At 60.5% G+C, this 18952-nt stretch carries 14 protein-coding genes and 2 pseudogenes; 8 read left to right on the top strand and 8 right to left on the bottom strand.

Features of this window, described 5'->3' with window-relative positions:
* Window positions 1-7: 7 nt before the first annotated feature.
* Genes TL5118_RS05865 through TL5118_RS05855 form a run of 3 tightly spaced genes read left to right on the top strand, consistent with a single transcriptional unit; the run spans window position 8 to window position 3431 of the window.
* Window positions 8-1378, top strand: coding sequence for an LssY C-terminal domain-containing protein (locus tag TL5118_RS05865; RefSeq protein WP_058242978.1), 1371 nt, complete (start codon window positions 8-10; stop codon window positions 1376-1378).
* Window positions 1379-2053, top strand: coding sequence for a response regulator transcription factor (locus TL5118_RS05860; protein ID WP_058242979.1), 675 nt, complete (start codon window positions 1379-1381; stop codon window positions 2051-2053).
* Complete coding sequence (locus TL5118_RS05855) at window positions 2037-3431, top strand: ATP-binding protein (protein WP_082626223.1); 1395 nt, start codon at window positions 2037-2039, stop codon at window positions 3429-3431. The genes TL5118_RS05860 and TL5118_RS05855 overlap by 17 nt, the downstream gene beginning before the upstream one ends.
* Here TL5118_RS05855 and TL5118_RS05850 read toward each other — a convergent pair.
* Entirely contained in the window at window positions 3395-4822 is a 1428-nt protein-coding gene (locus tag TL5118_RS05850) for a hypothetical protein (protein ID WP_058242981.1), read from the bottom strand. The two genes, TL5118_RS05855 and TL5118_RS05850, sit on opposite strands and share 37 nt — an antisense overlap.
* Before the next feature lie 492 nt (window positions 4823-5314).
* Between TL5118_RS05850 and TL5118_RS05845 the strand changes: the two genes are divergently transcribed.
* Window positions 5315-6988, top strand: a complete 1674-nt coding sequence (locus TL5118_RS05845) for an AfsR/SARP family transcriptional regulator (RefSeq protein ID WP_131727414.1) — start codon at window positions 5315-5317, stop codon at window positions 6986-6988.
* Between the two features lie 65 nt (window positions 6989-7053).
* Here the strand turns inward: TL5118_RS05845 and TL5118_RS05840 are convergent, their stop codons facing one another.
* Window positions 7054-8817, bottom strand: a complete 1764-nt coding sequence (locus tag TL5118_RS05840; RefSeq protein WP_058242983.1) for a hypothetical protein — start codon at window positions 8815-8817, stop codon at window positions 7054-7056.
* Window position 8818: 1 nt separating this feature from the next.
* A complete protein-coding gene (locus TL5118_RS05835) occupies window positions 8819-9931 on the bottom strand; it encodes a phosphatase PAP2 family protein (protein ID WP_058242984.1) in 1113 nt (370 codons plus the stop codon).
* 159 nt (window positions 9932-10090) lie between these two features.
* On the opposite strand from TL5118_RS05835, the gene TL5118_RS05830 reads away from it, so the two are divergent.
* A complete protein-coding gene (locus TL5118_RS05830; RefSeq protein ID WP_131727413.1) occupies window positions 10091-12238 on the top strand; it encodes a phosphatase PAP2 family protein in 2148 nt (715 codons plus the stop codon).
* A 93-nt stretch (window positions 12239-12331) separates the two neighbouring features.
* On the top strand, window positions 12332-12955 hold the full coding sequence (locus tag TL5118_RS05825; protein ID WP_058242986.1) for a LysE family translocator: 624 nt from the start codon (window positions 12332-12334) through the stop codon (window positions 12953-12955).
* Between the two features lie 82 nt (window positions 12956-13037).
* On the opposite strand, the gene TL5118_RS05820 is transcribed toward TL5118_RS05825, so the two are convergent.
* Window positions 13038-14354, bottom strand: coding sequence for an enoyl ACP reductase FabMG family protein (locus TL5118_RS05820; RefSeq protein WP_058242987.1), 1317 nt, complete (start codon window positions 14352-14354; stop codon window positions 13038-13040).
* A gap of 719 nt (window positions 14355-15073) precedes the next feature.
* Complete coding sequence (locus TL5118_RS21335; RefSeq protein WP_165590022.1) at window positions 15074-15241, bottom strand: hypothetical protein; 168 nt, start codon at window positions 15239-15241, stop codon at window positions 15074-15076.
* Between the two features lie 327 nt (window positions 15242-15568).
* On the opposite strand from TL5118_RS21335, the gene TL5118_RS05815 reads away from it, so the two are divergent.
* Window positions 15569-16636: an integrase core domain-containing protein gene (locus TL5118_RS05815; RefSeq protein ID WP_058242988.1), complete on the top strand. Its 1068-nt coding sequence runs from the start codon at window positions 15569-15571 to the stop codon at window positions 16634-16636.
* A gap of 344 nt (window positions 16637-16980) precedes the next feature.
* On the opposite strand, the pseudogene TL5118_RS05810 reads toward TL5118_RS05815, so the two are convergent.
* A pseudogene (locus TL5118_RS05810) lies at window positions 16981-17334 on the bottom strand (DNA methylase); the annotation flags it as partial.
* A 54-nt stretch (window positions 17335-17388) separates the two neighbouring features.
* Window positions 17389-18096, bottom strand: coding sequence for an IS6 family transposase (locus tag TL5118_RS05805; RefSeq protein WP_058242990.1), 708 nt, complete (start codon window positions 18094-18096; stop codon window positions 17389-17391).
* A 39-nt stretch (window positions 18097-18135) separates the two neighbouring features.
* Here TL5118_RS05805 and TL5118_RS05800 point away from each other — a divergent pair.
* Window positions 18136-18444: pseudogene (locus TL5118_RS05800) on the top strand (integrase core domain-containing protein); the annotation flags it as partial.
* Between the two features lie 79 nt (window positions 18445-18523).
* Here the strand turns inward: TL5118_RS05800 and cueR are convergent.
* Complete coding sequence (gene cueR, locus TL5118_RS05795; RefSeq protein ID WP_058242991.1) at window positions 18524-18943, bottom strand: Cu(I)-responsive transcriptional regulator; 420 nt, start codon at window positions 18941-18943, stop codon at window positions 18524-18526.
* Between the last annotated feature and the right edge of the window lie 9 nt (window positions 18944-18952).

Genomic DNA, 18952 nt, shown 5'->3' with positions numbered 1-18952 from the left:
CGGGACCATGTGGGACACACTCTCTCTATCCCTCGCTGAGCTGCCCAGCGCCTGGACCTATATGGCCCTTGCCACCATCGCTTTTTTGGACACGCAGATCGGCATCGGCTTCTTCGTTTTTGGCGAGGTTGCCTTCCTCGCGGCGGGGGCGATCGGGGCGGCGACCGGTCAATGGGATCTGATCGCGCTGGTGCTGCTCAGCGCCTGGCTGGGGGATATGGCCAGCTTCATTCTGGGTCAGCGGCTGGGGCCGCGCGCCCTCCTGCGAGTGATGCGGCGGCAAAAACACCGGCGCGCCTTGCGGCGGGCACGGCATATGCTGGGCACACATGGCGCCAAGTTTGTGGTGATCTCACGCCTTCTGGGCCCGGTTGCCTGGATCACCCCGTTTTTGGCCGGCAGTCTGGGCCTGTCCCGCCTACGTTTTGGGGCGGCGGCGGCGCTGGGCATCACACTTGGGGCCGGTCAGTTCCTGCTGCTGGGGGCCCTGGGCGCAACCTATAGTCAGGTCTTCGGCGCGGTTTGGGCGTGGATCGCCCTATGGATCCTGCCGCATTGGGTGCCGGTGATGCTGCTCATGGCCTTTGCCCTGCTATGCTGGCGCATTTGGCGATCTGACCGGTCGCATGGGCGGCGGCTGTGTCTGGCCGGACTGGCGGCGGGGGCCTTATTCCTCAGCAGCAATATGGTCTATTTCTTTGCCAGCAACGCCCATGCGAAGCCTGAGCCACAGCCCATTGCCACCCATAAATCGCTTTGCGAGCTTGGCCAGAAGCCCTTGCTGGCGCGCCCGGGGGAGACCCCGTTGCATCTACCGCAGCCGGTGAATATTGCGATGATCGGCGAGCGGTCCCCTGAGGCGCTGATGGAGCAATTGGGCTGGCAGCGAAACATGACCTTTTCGCGCGACTCCATCGGGATCCTGACCTACATCGAACTGCTGCTGGCCGGCACGCCCCCGGTGTCTGAGCTTTACCTGAACGGTCAGCCCGCGCAATCTGCCTTTCAGATGCCTGGCACGCTCAGCGAACGGCTGCACATCCGCTGGTGGCCGGCCGGACAGGTTGATGGCCAGCCGCTGTATCTTGGCGCGATCAGCCGAGATGAAGAGATCGCGATCAAATATTATCGCCACATCCCTGCGCTGCTGCACGACATTGACCCCGATGTGGATGCCGCCCGCGCCACGCTGGCCCAACAGATTGCCGCCCTGCCAATCGCGCCTGATCTACATCTGGAGCCGCTGCAGCCCGCTGGAGAATTTCGCGATTACAAGACAGACGGTAAGCTGTTGATTGTGGCCGAAGCCTCAGCTGACGTAGACTTGGCACAGCTGACATGTGCCGGGGCACCAATGCCAACAGCGGGGCTAAGTTAAATGCGTGTATTGCTGGTCGAAGACGATGCGCTGATCGCTGACGCGATTGAGGTCACCCTCCGCCGCGAAGGCTTCCACGTGGATTGGGTGGCCGACGGGCTGAGCGCCGAGGAGGCATTGGCCAGTTCGGCCTTTGATCTGGTGCTGCTGGATTTGGGACTGCCCGGTCAGGACGGCATCACCCTATTGCGCTGGCTGCGCGGTCAAGGCGGCCATAACGCACAAGGCAAACAGATCCCGGTGATTATTCTGACCGCGCGGGAAGCGGTGGAAAACCGGATTGAGGGGCTGGATCTGGGGGCGGATGACTACATGGTGAAACCCTTCGACATGCAGGAGCTGATGGCCCGCGCCCGCGCCATGATCCGCCGTGCGAACGGCCGCGCCGTACCTGCACTGGAAATTGGCGATATCATCTTGGACCCCGCCGCGCGCACACTGCGCAAAGACAACACATTGATCGACCTGCCACCGCTGGCGTTTCAGGTGTTGCAGGTGTTGCTGGAACGGCGTGGTCGTGTGGTGTCCAAAGACGATCTGGCTCAGGTGCTTTATGGCTGGGACGACGGGGCTGAAAGCAACACCGTAGAGGTTTACATTTCCCAGATCCGCCGCCGCCTCGGCACAGATCTGATCCGCACCATTCGGGGTATCGGCTATGTCATCGACCAGTAACTCAACGGCTGCCCGCCTCTGGGCAACGCTGCGCCGCCCGTTCAGCCAGCCGCGCACTTCCATACGCTCCCGCATCCAATGGCGATTGATGCCGCTGGTTCTGATGATCTGGATCGCCGCCAGCATTGCGATTGTGATCAACGCCCGGCTGGAACTAAACGCCAGTTTCGACGCGCAGGCGCAGCTGATGGCCACCGCCCTTGCCCGCGTGGACAATGAGAGCATCGCCCTGCGCAGTCTGGATTGGGACCCGGATCATTACCGCGACGGCTACCTTTTGCGGGTGACGGATGCCAATGGCACCGTGCTGTTTGACAGCCACCCGGACACCCGCCCCTTTAGCGAAGAGGAGCGGCTTGAAGGCAATGCCGGAACTGACGATGCGGGCTGGCAGATCAGCCATTTCTGGACCAGCGGTGGCCGGGGGATCCTGATCGCCCGGCATGAAAACAGTGCCGATGATCTGCTCGGCGCGATTGCTCTGGCCGCGATCCTGCCGCTTGGGTTTGTTTTTGCCGCATCGGTCATTGCGCCTTTGGTCGTGGTACGCTCAGGCCTGCGCCCGCTCACCCGGCTGTCACGCGATCTGCGCCAACGCGCGCCCACGCAGCTGCAACCGCTGGAAGATGCCGAAGCCCCGGATGAGCTGCGGCCGATCCTGACCTCGCTCAACAACCTGTTTCAAAGCATTGAGGCCTTCCTGTCGCGCGAACGTCAATTTGTCGATGATGCCGCGCATGAGCTGCGTACGCCGCTCACCGCCATCAAAGCACAGTGCCAAGCGATTGACGCAACCCAGTTGGATCCGAACAGCAAGCGCCGGTTTGAGAACATCCTGACCGGTGTGGACCGGGCCGCAAACCTGGCCAACCGCCTGTTGGATCAGGCTCGGGCGGAGCAGCCGCAACTTGGCGGGGCGCCTGACCTTAGCCGCTGCGATGTGGATGTTGTGCTGCGCCGCACCGTTGCAGACCTCTACCCGTTGGCCGAAGCGCGCGGTCGGCACATCACCCTTTCCGCCGACAACACGGTCCCGGTAATCTGCCGCGCCGAGGATGTGGCAGATATCCTGCGCAACCTCATCGAAAACGCCGTGAAATATGGCGGTTCTGACATCCGTGTGGCCCTGACTGCGGAGCGGATCACAGTATCAGACAACGGCCCCGGCATCCCGGTTGAAGCACAAGAAAAAGTGTTTGAACGGTTCTATCGCGGTGCGGAGACCTCAGCAGAAGACGGCACCGGATTGGGACTGTCCATCGCCGCGGCACTGGCCCGGCGCAATGGGATGCAGCTGACCCTCACCTCAATGGAAGGTGGGACTGGCACACAGTTCAGCCTTTATTTCCCGAAAGGCCCTGACGTGGCGGGCGTCTGAGCACGGAGCAGTCGACAGACCTCAACAAAGGTCTTGGCGCCCCTTAGCTGATCGCCCTCCACCATTGGTAGGACGGGCAGGCGACGGATGGTTTCAGCCACTGCGTCATGGCCGCACTGGGCCGTTACCTGCAAGGCTTCAATCGGGTCCGAAATGCGCAGCGCGCCATCACCAAAACCCCGGTCCTGAAGGGCGGCACGCAGTTCCACCCAAATAGGCAGCAACTGCTGCATGTCATCCTCCTGCGCTAGGTCAGGCAACTGGTCACCAAAGCCCCCAGCCGTGGCGAAGGCTTGTGGTCCCGTGCAGGGGCTGGGCGCTTCCGCCCGGCCGGCATATTCGGTCAGGAAGGCCTCCACACTGCCCCAACGCGAGGGAGTAATTGACGCCTCCTGTGGTGCAGCGCTGGAAAGCCAAGGCTCAAAGCACGCCACCTCAAGGTCCAGACAGTCCAGCACATGCGTCATCGGGCTGACCAGCACCACTGCGCCCGCACCAGTTTGGCCGGCGTCATCCATGGCAAACTGCACCCCGATGCCCGCCTGCTCTGGCCCCGCAGCCCAAAGCGCACCTTGGTGGCCCGCGCCGGCAGCGGCATCGCGATCAAGCGGGCGGAGCCGCACAGCCCGAACATCGCGCATCTCCACCTGTTCCGGGGCCACCTCATAGGCGACGCGGTAGATCCCTGCACCCTCCACAATCGCCTGCGCCTGGGTCGTGCCGCGCCCGGCACGATAGACACGCTCCCCCAGACGGGCGGTCCGCACAGAGCTGACCGGTTGGAAACTGCCAAATTGCAGCGGCAACCAGCTTTGCCCCGGCAAAAGCGCGGCAAACGCTGCATCGCCATCTGTGCCACGCGTCCATCGCTCCAGGCTCGCCACCTGATCGGCGCGGCTGATATCGGTATCGGCAAGGCCGGGATGCAGGATCACGTCACCAAAGCGACCGGTTGCACCGGCTAACACCTGCCAGGATGACAGCACCCCGATCTGACGACTTTGGCGATCGACAACCAGCAATCCTGCGGTTCCCGTGGCCCCGCTCAACCGACCCAGCGACGCGCCCCCCATCACCTGGGGCACGGGCTGACCACTGGGAACCTCAGGCCGGCGGGTTTCGCATGCTGAAACGGGGGCAGCGGTGATCACTTCAACCGGGACACCTGCAACCTCAGACGGGAGGTCCGCCCGGTCAAAATCACAGCCAGCTTGCCCCGTCTCAACAAACAGCCGGGCCACAACTTCCCCTGCCCCGGTGCTGCCTTCAGCGCGCAATCCAACGTCGGCACCGCGAAAGAACGCAGCCTTGCCGTAGGATCGCATAAGGGTGTCGCGCGCCACGTCCAACTGTGTGTCAGAGAAACGAAGGATAGGTTCAGGCGTCGGCATCGTCGTGTCCTTTGACTTGCGAAAAACCGCCCGATCCCTTGGGAGGATAAAAGATCGGGCGTAGTCACCGGTCGCCATCGCGGGCGGGTCCGAGGGGTCAGAAAAGATCGGGCGGCGCACCACCCGCTGTGAAGCCACAGAACACTCGTCACGTGCACAGGGCGAAACGATCAAGTGAACGCCAATACATTTGCTGTATGTGGTGGGGATAGTTCACGACCGTTTCGCCCGGTACAGCCCTTTGTCGCAGTGCAGCGTGAAGCCAGCGTGATCTGTTCACGAAGTTTACCGAAAAAGCGTGATTTTACGTCTGAATTTTGACCGAAGTGCTAAAATTTCAGTTCATATACAATGGGTTGAACGTGATCCAATTTTTCTAACCAAAGATTAAAATTTATGCTATCCTCGCCACTCTGCTGCAGAAAATTCGGGCCGACTGAAGGGACTGTCACCTGACCGGTGAATGTTGGGGCCCAGCTGAAGGGTAAGTTGATGCCTACATTAGACACGCCGCCTCGCGTCACGATCACAGTGCGCGGTCGCTTTGCCCTGCGGGCAGAGGACGGGCGTGATTTGACGCCGCCCTACCGTAAAGAACGTGCCATCCTTGCGCTGCTGGCGACGACACCAGAACGCCGCCTGTCACGTGCCTGGATCCAATCCATGCTATGGTCGGAAAAACCACCTGAGAAAGCGTCCGCCAACCTGCGCCGGGCGCTGGCCAACCTGCGCGATTCACTGGCGGATGCAAAAGGCGTCATCGGGGCCAACCGGTTGGAGATCTGGCTGGAAGACGCCGTTGAGGTCGACACACGCCCGGATCTGGCCGGCACAGCCGAGTTGCTGGAATTGGTCGATGCGCCGGACCCGGCCTTTGACGAATGGCTGCGGGATCTGCGCGCCGCGGATGAAGCCGCGTTTGACAAAACGTCCGGCAACGCGCCGAAGGGGCAGCACACCGCAGAATTCGAAACCGCACAGGCGGCGGTATCAGGCGCTTCGCCCTTGGAACTCGGCCCGTCGCTCACCCCGCAGGGCAATACAATCATCGTGATCCGGCCTTTGGAGCGTGGCACGGGTAATGAGGCATATTTCCTTGAGATGATGCTGATTGATACGTTGTCCGCCCGGCTGGAGGCTGAGGGCGCAGATGAGATTTATGCCGCAGTCGAACCGGATCCGGCGCGGCTGCAGCAGGCCGCCGCCGTTATCTATCTGGAGTTAACCTCAGTGGTGGATAGTGGTTGGTGGAACGTGCATCTGCGCGCTTTGGCGGATGTCGATCGGCGTTTCCTCTGGTCAGGGCGTCTGCGCGTCCCGATGGACGTGTCGCGCCTTGCCGATGGCGCTGATATTCAGGCCTTTGCCTCACGCGCACTTTCGCAGATCCTGTTGCGCTTTCGCTCAGTGCGCCTCACCGCGCAGTCGCCCTTGATTGCAATGCAGCGCGCGGCCTCACGCCTTTATGTGTCTGACCTCGCTGAACTCAACAAAGCAGAGGACGAGCTGGTCAATCTCAGCTCTGGCGAAGGCGCTGCGGTTGCGCTCGCTTGGCGGGCCTTTGCCCGTTTGGCCCGCTCGATGGAATTTGCCGCCAATGACAGTGGTGTCGCTGCGGAGGCCGAAAGCCTTGCGGCCGAGGCCCTGGCCCTGCGCCCAGCGAACCCGCTGGTCTGTGCGCTTGGCGCCCGCATCGCGCTGGATCTGAACGGAGATTTGGAGCGTGCGGATCATCTGGCCCGCGCCGCGTTGCGCAGCGATGATGGCAATCCCTATGCGCTGCAGGCGTCTTCGCGCGTGGCGTTGTTGCAGGGGGATGTGGAGGCCGCGCACCACGCCGCGACCGAAGCACGCCGTGCTGCAGAAGGCCTGCCGCATGTCTTTGCCTGGGATATGGAAGTCTGCCTGACCGCCCTTGGCAAAGGCGACCTCAACACCGCGCTGTCTGCCGCAAAGGCGGCGCATCAGAACAACCCATCGCAACGTGCGGCCCTGCGCTATCTGGTGGCCCTGCGCCTGTTGGTTGGGGATCGCGACGGTGCGGAACAGGCCGCCCAATTGCTGCGCCGCTATGAGCCGCAGTTTGAGTTTTCGCAGCTGCGCCAGTCGGACTATCCGATGCTGACCCTACGCAACAGCGGCTTTGCGGATCAATTGGTGGTCTGATGTTTCAAGGATAGAAAGCGAAAGGCGTGGGGAATCCCACGCCTTTTGCATTTTTACTTCAATACTTAGGCCATGCTACCCGCCGCCAAGGCCGCCGCAAGTGAAGTGCCCGCCGCGCGGTAGCGCCGCTGGCCACCATTGCCCAGAACCGCACGCCGCCCAAAGGGCCCGATAGGGCGATGCGCCGGGTCAGCGCCTGCCGCCAGATCTTCCCACCGTTCAGGCGCGGTGCCATCGAGCGCGTTGCCGGAATACCAGCACTGTTCCATGCCACCTGCTGCCATCTGCCACTGCGCCCCGACCGAAGTGATCTGCGGCGCGGAATGTGCCGCCAGGAGCGATCCGCTGCCCGCCCGCAGAACCAGCGCCCCGGCAGGTGCCGCGCTGTCATCGAGGAATGGCATCCCGTTGGGATCACGCAATGGCCGCGCCCCATCTTCCAGCCAGCTGCGGCGGGATGGGGTTGCGGGATTGGCATCAAAGCCCATTTCGTCGCGCAGGATCCAGACCTCGGCCTCCGGGCCTTTGGGCAGCTTGATCTGCCACAGACCAAAAGGCGCGGCGGCAAGGCCGCTCTGCCGGGTGGCGCTGGGGTTCAGGCTGATCCGGGTGCGCAGCAAGCCGCCACCAACCTCCTGATGCCACACTGCACCAATCGCCTTGCCGCCATGTTTCAGAATGCCCAGGGCCTTCCGGCTGCGCTTAAGCTTCACCTTACTGCCATCCGGCGCGATCAACTTGATCTTGGCCACAGGTCCGGGGTGGATCACCTCCAACGTGTTGAGGGAGTGATCGTCTGGCTGGATACGCCAACCCAGTTTTCGGTCCGCAGGCAGGGTGGCATGCGCCTGATCCTGCAGATGGTTGCCCATCGGCACAACCAGCTGTACCTCAATGCCAAGGTTACGATAGCTGGCAAGGGTCGCGTTCAACTGTTCAACCAGTTGATGCGGGGCGGCCATGCCTTCCTGCGGACCACCAAGGAACCCAAAGGCCAGCAACAGCACCATTCGGAAGGGATTGCCATCGCTGCGGCAGGCAACCACCTGATCCACCAGCGCCCGCACCGCGCCATTCAGCACACCGCCCATCATGCCACCGCTGAGATCACGCACCACATCCTGTGGCAGTTCCAGCCCATGCAGCCGCGCCGTATCAGATGCGGTGGACAGCACCAGTTCGGTCATCGCCGTGCCATGTGCCATCTCGTTTGGCGGAAACAGCGGCCGCCCATAGGCCACCGGGGCATAAACCGATGACGGCAGCAGGGCCGCCAACTGTTGGCGGTTTTCACGGTCACCAGCGCTCGTGTGCCCCCGGGCCACCATCGCTGTCAGCACGGCTGGATCAAGGGTTTCCCCTGCCAGCAACTCACCCGATTTCAGGGTAAGCCCACCGAAGGAGGCAAAGCGGCTGGCGCCATGGCTGTCCTGAAACGCCGGGTTCCAGAAGGCGATGCCAGCATCAATGATGCCGATTTCCTCAACGGTGGTGGGCGGCACCATATCGGTGCAGGCTGCGGGCCAGACCGCTGGTGCAAAAGAAGCACCCGCTGTGGCCGCTGCGTCCTCCCCCGCCAGCACGACACCCGCCGCGGGATCTGCCCCCATCGCCGTCAATGCCGCGCCCAGACGGTCCTGTTCCATCAGGGTCGGCAAGGGCTCCGGCAAGGATCCGACGGCCAAGGCACCCGTTTGCCCAGCCGCCTGTTGTTGGTAGATCACCCGGCTCCGCGCCGCGCCGGGCGGCGCCAGCAGCGCGGACAGACCTGCGGGCAGCAGGTTGTCCGGCGCATGACTCAGATCTGAGATATCATGAAAGCTCAGCATCTCAGGCACCCAGCTCCTGCGTGACTTTTGCCATGGCGAAGGCCAGAACATCCGCACGATCAGCCGGTGGGTTTACGTTAATGCCGCCACGTTTGGCCGGTGCGCCGCTGAGCCACTCAACAGTTTGGGTTGAGGCCTGATGTGCAGCATGCGCCGACCAAACCCCGGTTTCGCCTGAGGCGGACCAGTGATCTTCAATCTCAGTGACTGTTGGGGCGGTTGCCGTCAGACCCAAACGATCGGCAAAGATCGGGGCCAAGGCAGCCGCCAGCTTGCGGCCCATCCAGCCGTCATGTTCGTAATGAACCCCGGAAACCACCCGATTTTCCTCAATCCGGGCCGCGATCAGACGCAATTCCGTGCTGGCACAACCAAACATCATCGCCTCCATCGCGAAGGCCATTGCAAAGGCTTCACTGGCGTGCCCGCTGGGGCAGGCCGCATGGGCGGGGGTGCGAATGATCGGCGATGCGGCTGAGGTCAGTTCGATCGGACGCGGCGTGTTCAACAGATGTTTGGCCTGCACAACAATCTTGCCAATCGCGGCCAGAACCGCATCCAGCACCGCCATGGTCATCGGGTGGCTAGAGCGCGTCATCGGATAGGCCAGCCCCAGGAACGACAGGATGTCGGTCTGCTGGGTCACGATCTCACCCGCACGTTCACCGCGCAGCCACCGCCGGTCCAGCACCGGCTGCAAGGCAGCTTTCGCCTTGGCCTTGCCACCGCTTGCACCGGGATCGGTAGGGAACGGGGTGGTCAGCTCACACAGGAGGGTTCCGTTATGCTTAACCGCCACCTTATCGGTGCCCGACACCTCAACACTCAGACCCTCGGCCAATTTTTCGGTCATCATGATGTGACGATGCAAGGGCTGCAGCCGGCCCCAAGCCACCTCATCCGAAGCGCGCGGCACCTTGTGACTGACGCTGCTGTCCGGCGTGCCCGGCAAGGTCAGCGCCACCGCATCCAAGGCAAGGCTCAGCGCCAGTGAACTGCCCTGCCCGGCATGTGCCAGCCCCGGCGCGCTCTGCGTTTGTTGGGTTTGCTGGGTCTGCTGCGTCTGTTGGGTTTGCTGGGTCTGTTGCGTCTGTTGTGTCTGGGCAAATGGCATAATGAACTCCCCTATTGTCTATATGAAACAACCTTAACGAGGCCAAAGCCCGCCGTCGCCGATTATTTGACGGCAAAAACTCACGCTGAGTTCACGCGCCATACTGCAGCATGGGTGTGCCGCGCATTGACCGCTCCAGCCCGCGGCAGGAGATCCAGTATGACTCGTTTTCGTCCCAACCCCTCCCCTCCTTCCGCCACCGCCACTCGGACCCATTCAGCGCTGATGCTCAGCTCTGGTGGGGTCGACACTGGCCGGGGGCAAACAAACGGCTCTTGGTCCGCCGCCCAGATTAAGGCTGCCACTTCCCTGCACAGCAGCGATGATGACATATTGCTGGCTGCCTTTGGCACCTACACTAAGGGGCTGGGCCATGATCCCTACGGTCGCGTCCGGGCGGGCGATCTGAAACAACTGATCACTGCGCTGACCACCCGCCATGCGGGTTTCAATGTGCCGCTTTATTCTGGCGGCTTCCTGCGGCCCAGTGGCAGCCATGAGGCAAGGCGACAGGAAAGCCCACTTGCCACCCCAGCACCTTTGACACGGCCGGGCGATGACGGGCTGGGTGCAACCGGCCCCACCGCAGCGCCACAGATGCCGGCGTCCCCGGAACTGGGATCGGATGAGCTGACCGCCGAAATGGGCGAGCTTTATGCCGCCGCGCTGTTGCGGGACATTCCCTTTGAACGGTGGGCCACCTGCCGGATCACCGCGCGCTTGACCGAACAGCTGGCGGATCTGCCCTATTTCCAGCATGCCAAAGGCCCCGCGGCCGCCAAACGCCGTCTGGCGCGGGGCGATCTGGATCCTGCACATCTGTTCAACGGCTGCACCCCCGGGGATCGCGTTGGTCCCTATATCTCGCAGTTTCTGCTGGTCGGAAATCGCGAATATGCAGCCCTTGATGCGCTGGACACCGAAGATGGCCCCAAGGCCGCGCGTGCCGCACCGTCACAGGATGCCCTCAGCCGCGCAGCACGCTACGTCCCTGCCCCCATTCGCAAACTTCTGAGGACGCAGGAGGATTGCATTCAGCCAAATGACGGCGTGATCCGTTACGGGGTTCAGATGATCTCGCAGCGGTTTGCGGGTCACTTGGATGGCTGTGATCATATGACGGAATGGGCAACCTGGCTGGATGTGCAAAACGGATCCAACCGCAAAGATGCCTACGACCGGTTCCGCGACACCGCCCGGTTCATTACCACGCCACGTGATCTGGCGACCTATGTCCATTTTGACACGTTGTTCCAGGCCTACCAGAACGCCGCGCTGATCCTTCTGGGTGCGGAGGAGCCCACCGATCAGGGCCTGCCTGAAGGGCGCGGTCATCCCACCCGCGACGGCGCCGCGACATTTGGGGCCGCCCATATCCTCAGCATGCTCGCCGAGGTAGGTCATCTGGCCCTGACCAGTGCGCAATCACAGAAATTCGCTCCCCCGCTGACCGCCCGGCCCGAGGCATTGGCCGCCGGCATCGCCCTGTCACAAACCGGTGGCAGCGCTGCGGAAAGCCTTGGCTCTGAGCAGCCGCTTTTTGCAAGGATGTCGCGGGATCTGACGGAAAGCGGCCTGCTCAGCGCCATATGTCAGCTGAACCGCACCAACAACAGGTTCTGGAGCGCCCAATACGGTACCGTTGATCTGGGTCCGTTGCATGAGGACAGCAATGCCCTGTTGCCGCAGGTCTACCCGGAAGGGTCGCCAATGCACCCCGGCCATGGGTCTGCCCATGCCACTGTTGCCGGCGCCTGTGTGACCGTGCTGAAGGCCTTTTTTGAGATGTATCAGCTGCCCGCTGGCACGCCTGAGCGGGGTCGCCCCATCCTGACCGGGGCAGAGCCCCTGCATCCTGCGGCCTATTTCAGTGACGAACGGATGCTCAGTGGTGAAGGGGCAATGCTGCCCCATCCTTACACACCAGATCCCGAGTACGATTACACCCGACTGACCGCAGCCAAGGACAGCGCAGACCTCACCGTGCAGGGTGAGTTGAACAAGCTGGCCAGCAACATCTCCTTCGGGCGGTGTTTTGCAGGGGTTGAGCGATACAGCGAACACTATGAATCTCTGCGTCAGGGGGAGCGGATTGCGGTGGATTTCCTGAGGCGCAAGCTGATGGATGGGCAGTCTGCAGCTTCTGTCCGGTTTGCCTCTTTCGATGGCGATCACGTGGCCATCACCTGCCAGCCCCCCACAATGGGCAGCCGCGCAACGGCCAAAACCCGGGTACATGTCTGGGACCGCCACGGCAAAGGTGGCACCGAGGCCGCATATGACGCCTGGCGGGACCGTCATCGCTAGGGACACGCAGGCGCAGCTCGCCTCTTGGCTTTTGAAGCAACATCTGTAACAGCTTGACAGCGCGCCGGTGGGGCGTGCCTGCAAGGAAGACAGATGCTGAGTATTGAAACCCTGATCGCCTTTTCTGCCACAAGTGCCCTGCTTGCACTGGTGCCCGGTCCCGACAATATCTTTGTCATGACCCAATCCGCCCTTGTCGGTCGCCGTGCTGGCCTGATGGTGGTGCTGGGGCTCTGCTGTGGGTTGGCAGTTCACACTGCAGCCGTTGCCTTAGGTCTTGCGGCGGCGATGCAGGCGGTTCCTGCGGCCTTCACCGTGCTGAAAACCCTTGGTGCGGCCTATCTGGTTTACCTCGCCTGGGGGGCATTTCGTGCCGGTGCCTCTGCGCTGCAGAACAAAGAAGCGCCGCGCCTCAGCCCGCTGCGGCTTGTCGGGCGTGGCATGATCATGAACATCTCAAACCCCAAAGTGGCGATTTTCATGCTGGCCTTCCTGCCCCAGTTTGTGAACCCGGCCCTTGGCAATGTGGCGATGCAGATCCTCATCCTAGGTCTGGTGATGGCGCTGGTGACCCTACTGGTCTTTGGCAGTCTGGCCGTTGCCGCCGGCATGGCAGGGCAAAAGATGGCAGGCACCGGCAAAGCCCAGGTCATCCTGCAGCGGGTTGCTGGTGTTGTCTTCCTGGGGCTGGCGTTCAAACTGCTGACACAGAAATAACAACGCGCCGCCAATAGTGAGCGATGCAACAAAAAGGGCCACCTGATCGGGTGGCCCTTTGTCATGTTAATCAACGGCGCGATCAGCCTTTGGCGGCGATCAGCTGCTGCGCCACAAGGTCGTGATCCAGCCACAGCACCGGGCCAGTCGGATCCGAGGCCTCACCAAAGATCAGGGAACCGGTGGCGCTCAGCACCTCCTGGCTCAACAGATCGCTGACCAGCACCTTGCGGTCTTTGTGTAGGGCCACAATCGCCTGCGAGGTGCCAACGGTTTTCTCAACCTGTTCACCGCTGTTGGGCATGGGCCAGGCTTCGAAGTTGTTGAAGGGTTGCATGACCGGATCAAGCTGATAGCCGTTGACGTCTTTCAGCAGACCTTCGACGGTTGCGCCCTCTTTCAGCAGGTCCTGACACTGCTGCCAAAGCGCATCCACCCAGGCACCGCCGCCTTCTTTGCGCAGCGCCTCCAGCAGAGGCAGCAGCGACAGCTCGATGCCAGCAAACACATCGGACGAGTTGGTGCGGATTTCCGGGCAGTTGAACACGGTGGCTTTCACACCCTTGTCCCATGCGGCCTGCGCATGGGCCTCAAGGTTCATCTTGGCAAAGCCTTGGGTGTAGTTGGTGTAGGTCTGCCAGGTGTATTCGCCATCGATCAGCACGCGGGTGCCGTGATAGCCGTAAGCGGTGTAGCGGACCTGACCACCTTCGCCTTCAATACGGGTGCGGATGGCGCTGCTGGCTTCGATCAGATGGCCGAAGGTATGCGCGGTCACCTCATCAAAGTTCTGCAGGATCAGCTTGCCCAGATCGCTTTCGACCAGCGACTGCGACGGCATGTAACGGGCGCCGCGACCTTTGTAGATGCGGTTGGCAATGGCCATGAACACCTTGGCGCGTGGAATGCCACCGGCCATCGTATGGGCGAAGAACACGTTCTTGCCGGCCGGGATCAGCGCGTCCAGTTGGGCCATAACCTCAGCCAGGGCGGTTTTGAAACGGGTCACACCCAAGTCACGGCAGCGATCGATCAGATCCCAATCCAGCTTGTGGTCCTGCCAGCCATCGATGGTCATCTCACCAACCAGATCGGTCGGGGTCTTTTCGCCTTCAGGGGCGTCCATGTCAAAGCCCGCCATCAGCGGCACGTTGATGATCTTGCCGCCCAGGTTTTCCTCGGCTGCGGCATGTTCTTCGGCTGTAAGCGCCCGCAGGCTGCCATCCTCATCGCGGCGGCCAACGGTGACGCCCACAACGGTCATGCCCGCGGCTTTGGCCGCTTCGATCAAGCCGGTGGCATAGCCGCGGCCAAACAGTTCGCCAAACAGAACGAAGATATCACCTTCGCCATAGAGGCTGTTTTCAGGGAGAGAGGTCAGCGGGATCGATTGTTTCATCACGGCCTTCTACATATGTCTTTTGTCTGGAACCGCTGACCATCAGCGGCTGCATATACGGCAATTGAGTTGCGGTTGACGCAACGGCTTGCCCCTCAAATAACGCCCTTTTGCCTTCGGCACCATCGACAAGATGAATTTCTTAAAGATCCGCGGCAAATGCGCAAACAGGGGATTAATATATCCCGCATTTCTTGGCCCGAACGAAAGGGTTGTCAACAGCAGCGTCAGGCCAGAAGGGAACGCCCCCAGGTTGACAGGCGGACGCTTTGATCAGGAGAGATTGAATCAGGATTAGAAGACAGAGTGAATAGTGAACCCAAAAACAGCATTTTTGCAGGCCTTGCAGCGGTCCAAATGACGTACCTTTTCCAAGCCAAACACTTCATCCCGCATTTGTCATGTGTCTGTCCTGCGGAATGGGCCGAACCGAGCAACCACCTCAGACAGGCCACTTTGGGGATCAATCAAGGTGCCGAAGTCAAATTCAAAAAAGGATCGCGCAGATGGGCTAGGCGGATGCGCTGGGTTGAGCGAATGCAGGCACCGTGACCTCCGCCCGATCATCAGCGAGTTTGCAAAGTCAAACCGTTGTCGGTGACGGTCCAATATGCCCCCGTCATTGGACCGACGGCGCGGAATCCACCCCAATGATCCGGGCGCTCCAAAAGAAAAAGGGGAGCGTGGAGCCCCCCTTTTTAAGTTCATCATCAAACTGCTCAGAACGAGCGGCTGAATTGGATTTCCACCCCGGTGTTTTCATAATCCGAGGCTGCGATCCCATCATGGAACACCTCAAACCGCAGGGTATTGGCGCCATTGACGAGGTTGAAGCCAAGATCGATACGCGCCCGGTTTTGATCCGCCGGAGGGAGCCAACCTGGCACCCAACTCTCTCTCGCTCTAACCCATTTAAATCATTGCCTCCAAATCGTGAACCTGTGTCACATGCCTCGAAACGGTCTGGCAACGAACCTCTCTACAAAATTCTGAGGGGAAGCCCGAATCCATTGCGGCTCTGCGGGTCGCAATGTCGAAATCTCGCGGCAACACGTGCGGGCAAAGACTTAGACAGGCCCCCTGCCCCGGCTTGATGGCGGCCATCAGCCGGCCCCAACATTTTGGGCTTCCCTGAGAGGGGTGCCAAAATGTATGAAAGCCCCATCAACTTGACATAGCGGCATTTTTTAAACACCACAGTAGAGCCCGGCAAGATGCATTCGATCTTATCTCTCCTTCTGGTTTTCCTGAGCCAGTTCTTCCTGCCGCGGCACAACGCACAACTGAGACTGCTGAAGGCCCAGATCGAGATCTTACGAGCCCGCATCCCGACGCAAAGGATCATCCTGTCGCCCGCCGAGAAGGCTGAGCTGCTGCGCATCGGGGAAGAGTGTGGGCATGAGGTCGACGGGCTGATGGAAGTGGCCAAGCCCGCGACCTACAAGCGCTGGCTCGCCCAGATGCGCGTGGGCCGTCCTTTCAAAGCCGTAGGACGGCCACGCCTCACGCAAGAGCTGCGCGATATTGTCATCCGCATCGGATCTGAAAATCGCCTCTGGGGTTACAAGCGGATCGCGGGCGAGCTGAAAAAGCTCGGGCTGTATGCCGGCGCCAATTCCGTCAAACGCATCCTGAACGACGCCGGCATTCACCCAAGCCCGGAAAAGCGCAAGAAGAAGCCCGCCCTGCCCTGGACCACATTCATCCGCGCGCATATGGAAACCATGGTCGCCTGCGACTTCTTCTCGAAGACCGTGTTCACGCTACGCGGGCCAAGGACGGCTTATGTGCTGATGTTCATCCATCTTGGCAGCCGCCGCGTCTTCTGCAGCGCACCGACTTATAACCCGGACACGGCTTGGGTGACTCAGCAGGCCCGCAACACTCTGATGTGGTGCGAAAAACAAGGTATCACACCGGAGTTCCTGATCCGCGACGCCGACACCAAGTTCAGCGCCAACTTCGACACTATTTGGACATCAGAGGCAACTCGTGTCCTCCAAATCCCACACAGGGCGCCGGACGCAAACGCCTTCGCAGAATCATTCATTGGCACCATCAAGCGCGAATGCCTAGATTTCTTCGTCTGCTTCAGCCGATCCCAACTCGACTACATCGTGCGGACCTGGGTGCGACACTACAATGTCGAGCGCCCGCATCGCGGACGAGACATCGGCAACAACGTTCTGCAAGTCGATTTCCGGCCCGTCCGGGACGGCCCGATCCGGCGCAGACGCCAACTTGGTGGGATTGTCACATCGTATACTCGTGACGCAGCGTGAATTTCCGAGCCAACACAAGGATTGATAACGTCGGATTCATCTTGCCGAGTTTCGTCAAGGCCATTAAAAAATATTGCAAGTCAACGTGATGGCGCAACGTACACATTTTGGCACCCCTCTCAGGGAAGGCCAAAGACGCTAGGGACAGCGCGCGACTGAGACAGGCGTTCCCCCAGAACCGAAGCGATCCGTTTGAACCGCCTGATTGCACCAACCTTACCAGCCGGGCAGCCGCTCGATCCACCCCCGAGATCATGACGCGCGAACACCGTCGTGCCCATGTTTACAGTAGCGTTACGGCGTGGTTGCAAGTATGAAATGCTGCTCATTCAGTTGGCACCCTCCGGTTCATAGACCGCCTGCCCGGGGCTCGAGTTGTTTAGGATAGGCCGTCGCATGCACTCGACCGGCTTCTGCGTCCCGTGGACTGTTTTTTCGTCCTGATCCTTGTTGGCAATCTGCCAGAGCGTTGTCTGCTTGCGATCCCCCGCCCAATGGCCTTTGCCGGTCTTTTTGACAGCGTACCAGGCCGGTTCATGCTGCCAGTGATAATCTCCACGGCTCAGAACCAACCGTTCTTTGGCCCAGATGATCTGCGACCGGATGCTGAAGCCTGCGACTTCGAGGCTTTCGGCGACTGTGGCTGCATGCAAGGCGCCATGCCAGACGTAGGCGACGTCGCCGGGAAACAGCCCCCAGGGTGGTGTCAGACCAATTCGAACTCGTCTCTACTGGGCCAGTAGCTCTAACCTTTATGTCGCGCAGAGAATCCGCCACTCGGCAAGAGCGGCGGCGCGGTTCAGCTTGAAATGATCTCGTTTTGAAAGACTGCGCTCCTGATTGAAGTGGTTGAAAACGGATGCGTGAATGGAGACAAATTTCTGTAAACTTCGCATCCGGCGAAAACGGTGCATCGCGCGTTCTCGTCGTCGAAACGGCAAATGGGAATTCTCGGCTCGGTTGTTCTTCCAGCGTCCCGTTTCCTGCCTGGACGCATTCCCGATAACTTTCATCGCAGCGCCATATGAACGTAACTTGTCAGTGACTACGACCTCGGGATGGCCGTAGCGTTTCATCGCTTTTCTCAAGAATTTATAGGCTGCGGCACGATCTCGGCGCTTCGTGACATAGCTTTCCAGCACCTCACCTTCATGATCGACAGCCCGCCATAGATAGTGTTGCTCACCGTTGATCTTCACGAAAACCTCATCCAGATGCCATCGCCAGTTGGAGTGAGATCGCATTTGATAAACTCGGCGCTTACGTATCTCAGATGCGAACAGCGGGCCAAATCTGTTCCACCAAAACCGGATGGTTTCGTGGCTGACGTCGATACCCCGCTCGTGAAGGAGATCTTCCACGTTCCGCAGCGAAAGCGGAAATCGGACGTACATCATTACCGCCAGCCGGATGATCTCTGGGCTGGTTTTGAAATAGCGAAAAGGGGAGCGTTTTGTCATCCCTCGACGCTATGTGACCGCCCTGCCCGCCTCAAGTTGGTTTCTTCTGACATCACCCCTGAGTTCGTTGCTCAGGCCGTCCAGGACTGGATCAAGGCTGTCGGCGCAAAGACGGCCTACATTGAACCGGGCAGCCCTTGGGAGAATGGATATTGTGAAAGCTTCAACGCTCGGTTCCGAGACGAGTTCTTGAACGGCGAGATCTTCTACAGTCTGCGCGAGGCTCAAATCCTGATCGAAGAATGGAGGAAACACTTCAATACGAAACGACCCCACAGTGCTCTGGGCTATCGCCCACCGGCCCCCGAAACCATCATCCAGATGGACCAAAGGCCGATCATGCACTAACAATCAAATTGGACCACTCAAGTGGGGCGGATCAGAGACCGGTAATCAGACCGCGTCGAGTAATCATTAACTGAATTCCTTACTGCTTGGCATCATGTGTGTTCGAGCGGCGGTCTTTGCCGCTTAACTCTTCTAGGATTGGACAGTCGGGGCGTTGATCACCGGCACATTCTTCAGACAGGCGCGTGAGCGTGGCGTGCATGGCTTGCAGGTCGGCGATCTTGGCCTCAATTTCATTGAGATGTTTTCCGGTGACTTTCTTGACCTCTGCACTGGCGCGGGACTTGTCCTCGTAAAGCGCAAGCAGCGTCCGGCAATCTTCAATGGTGAATCCTAAGGCGCGCGCACGTGCCAGAAAGGTCAGTTTGTGAACATCGGCATCGTTAAATACCCGATATCCGTTCGTTTCACGCTTAGGTTTGACCAGGCTGATGTCCTCATAGTACCGGATCGTCTTTGCGGGCAGGCCGGACTGGCGAGCGACGTCTCCAATGTTCATGCTTTTCTC

This window comes from Thalassovita autumnalis (assembly GCF_001458255.1).
Taxonomy (GTDB): Bacteria; Pseudomonadota; Alphaproteobacteria; order Rhodobacterales; family Rhodobacteraceae; genus Thalassobius; species Thalassobius autumnalis.
The sequence above is the reverse complement of the archived record's forward strand: the minus strand, read 5'-3'. Positions and strand labels throughout refer to the sequence as shown.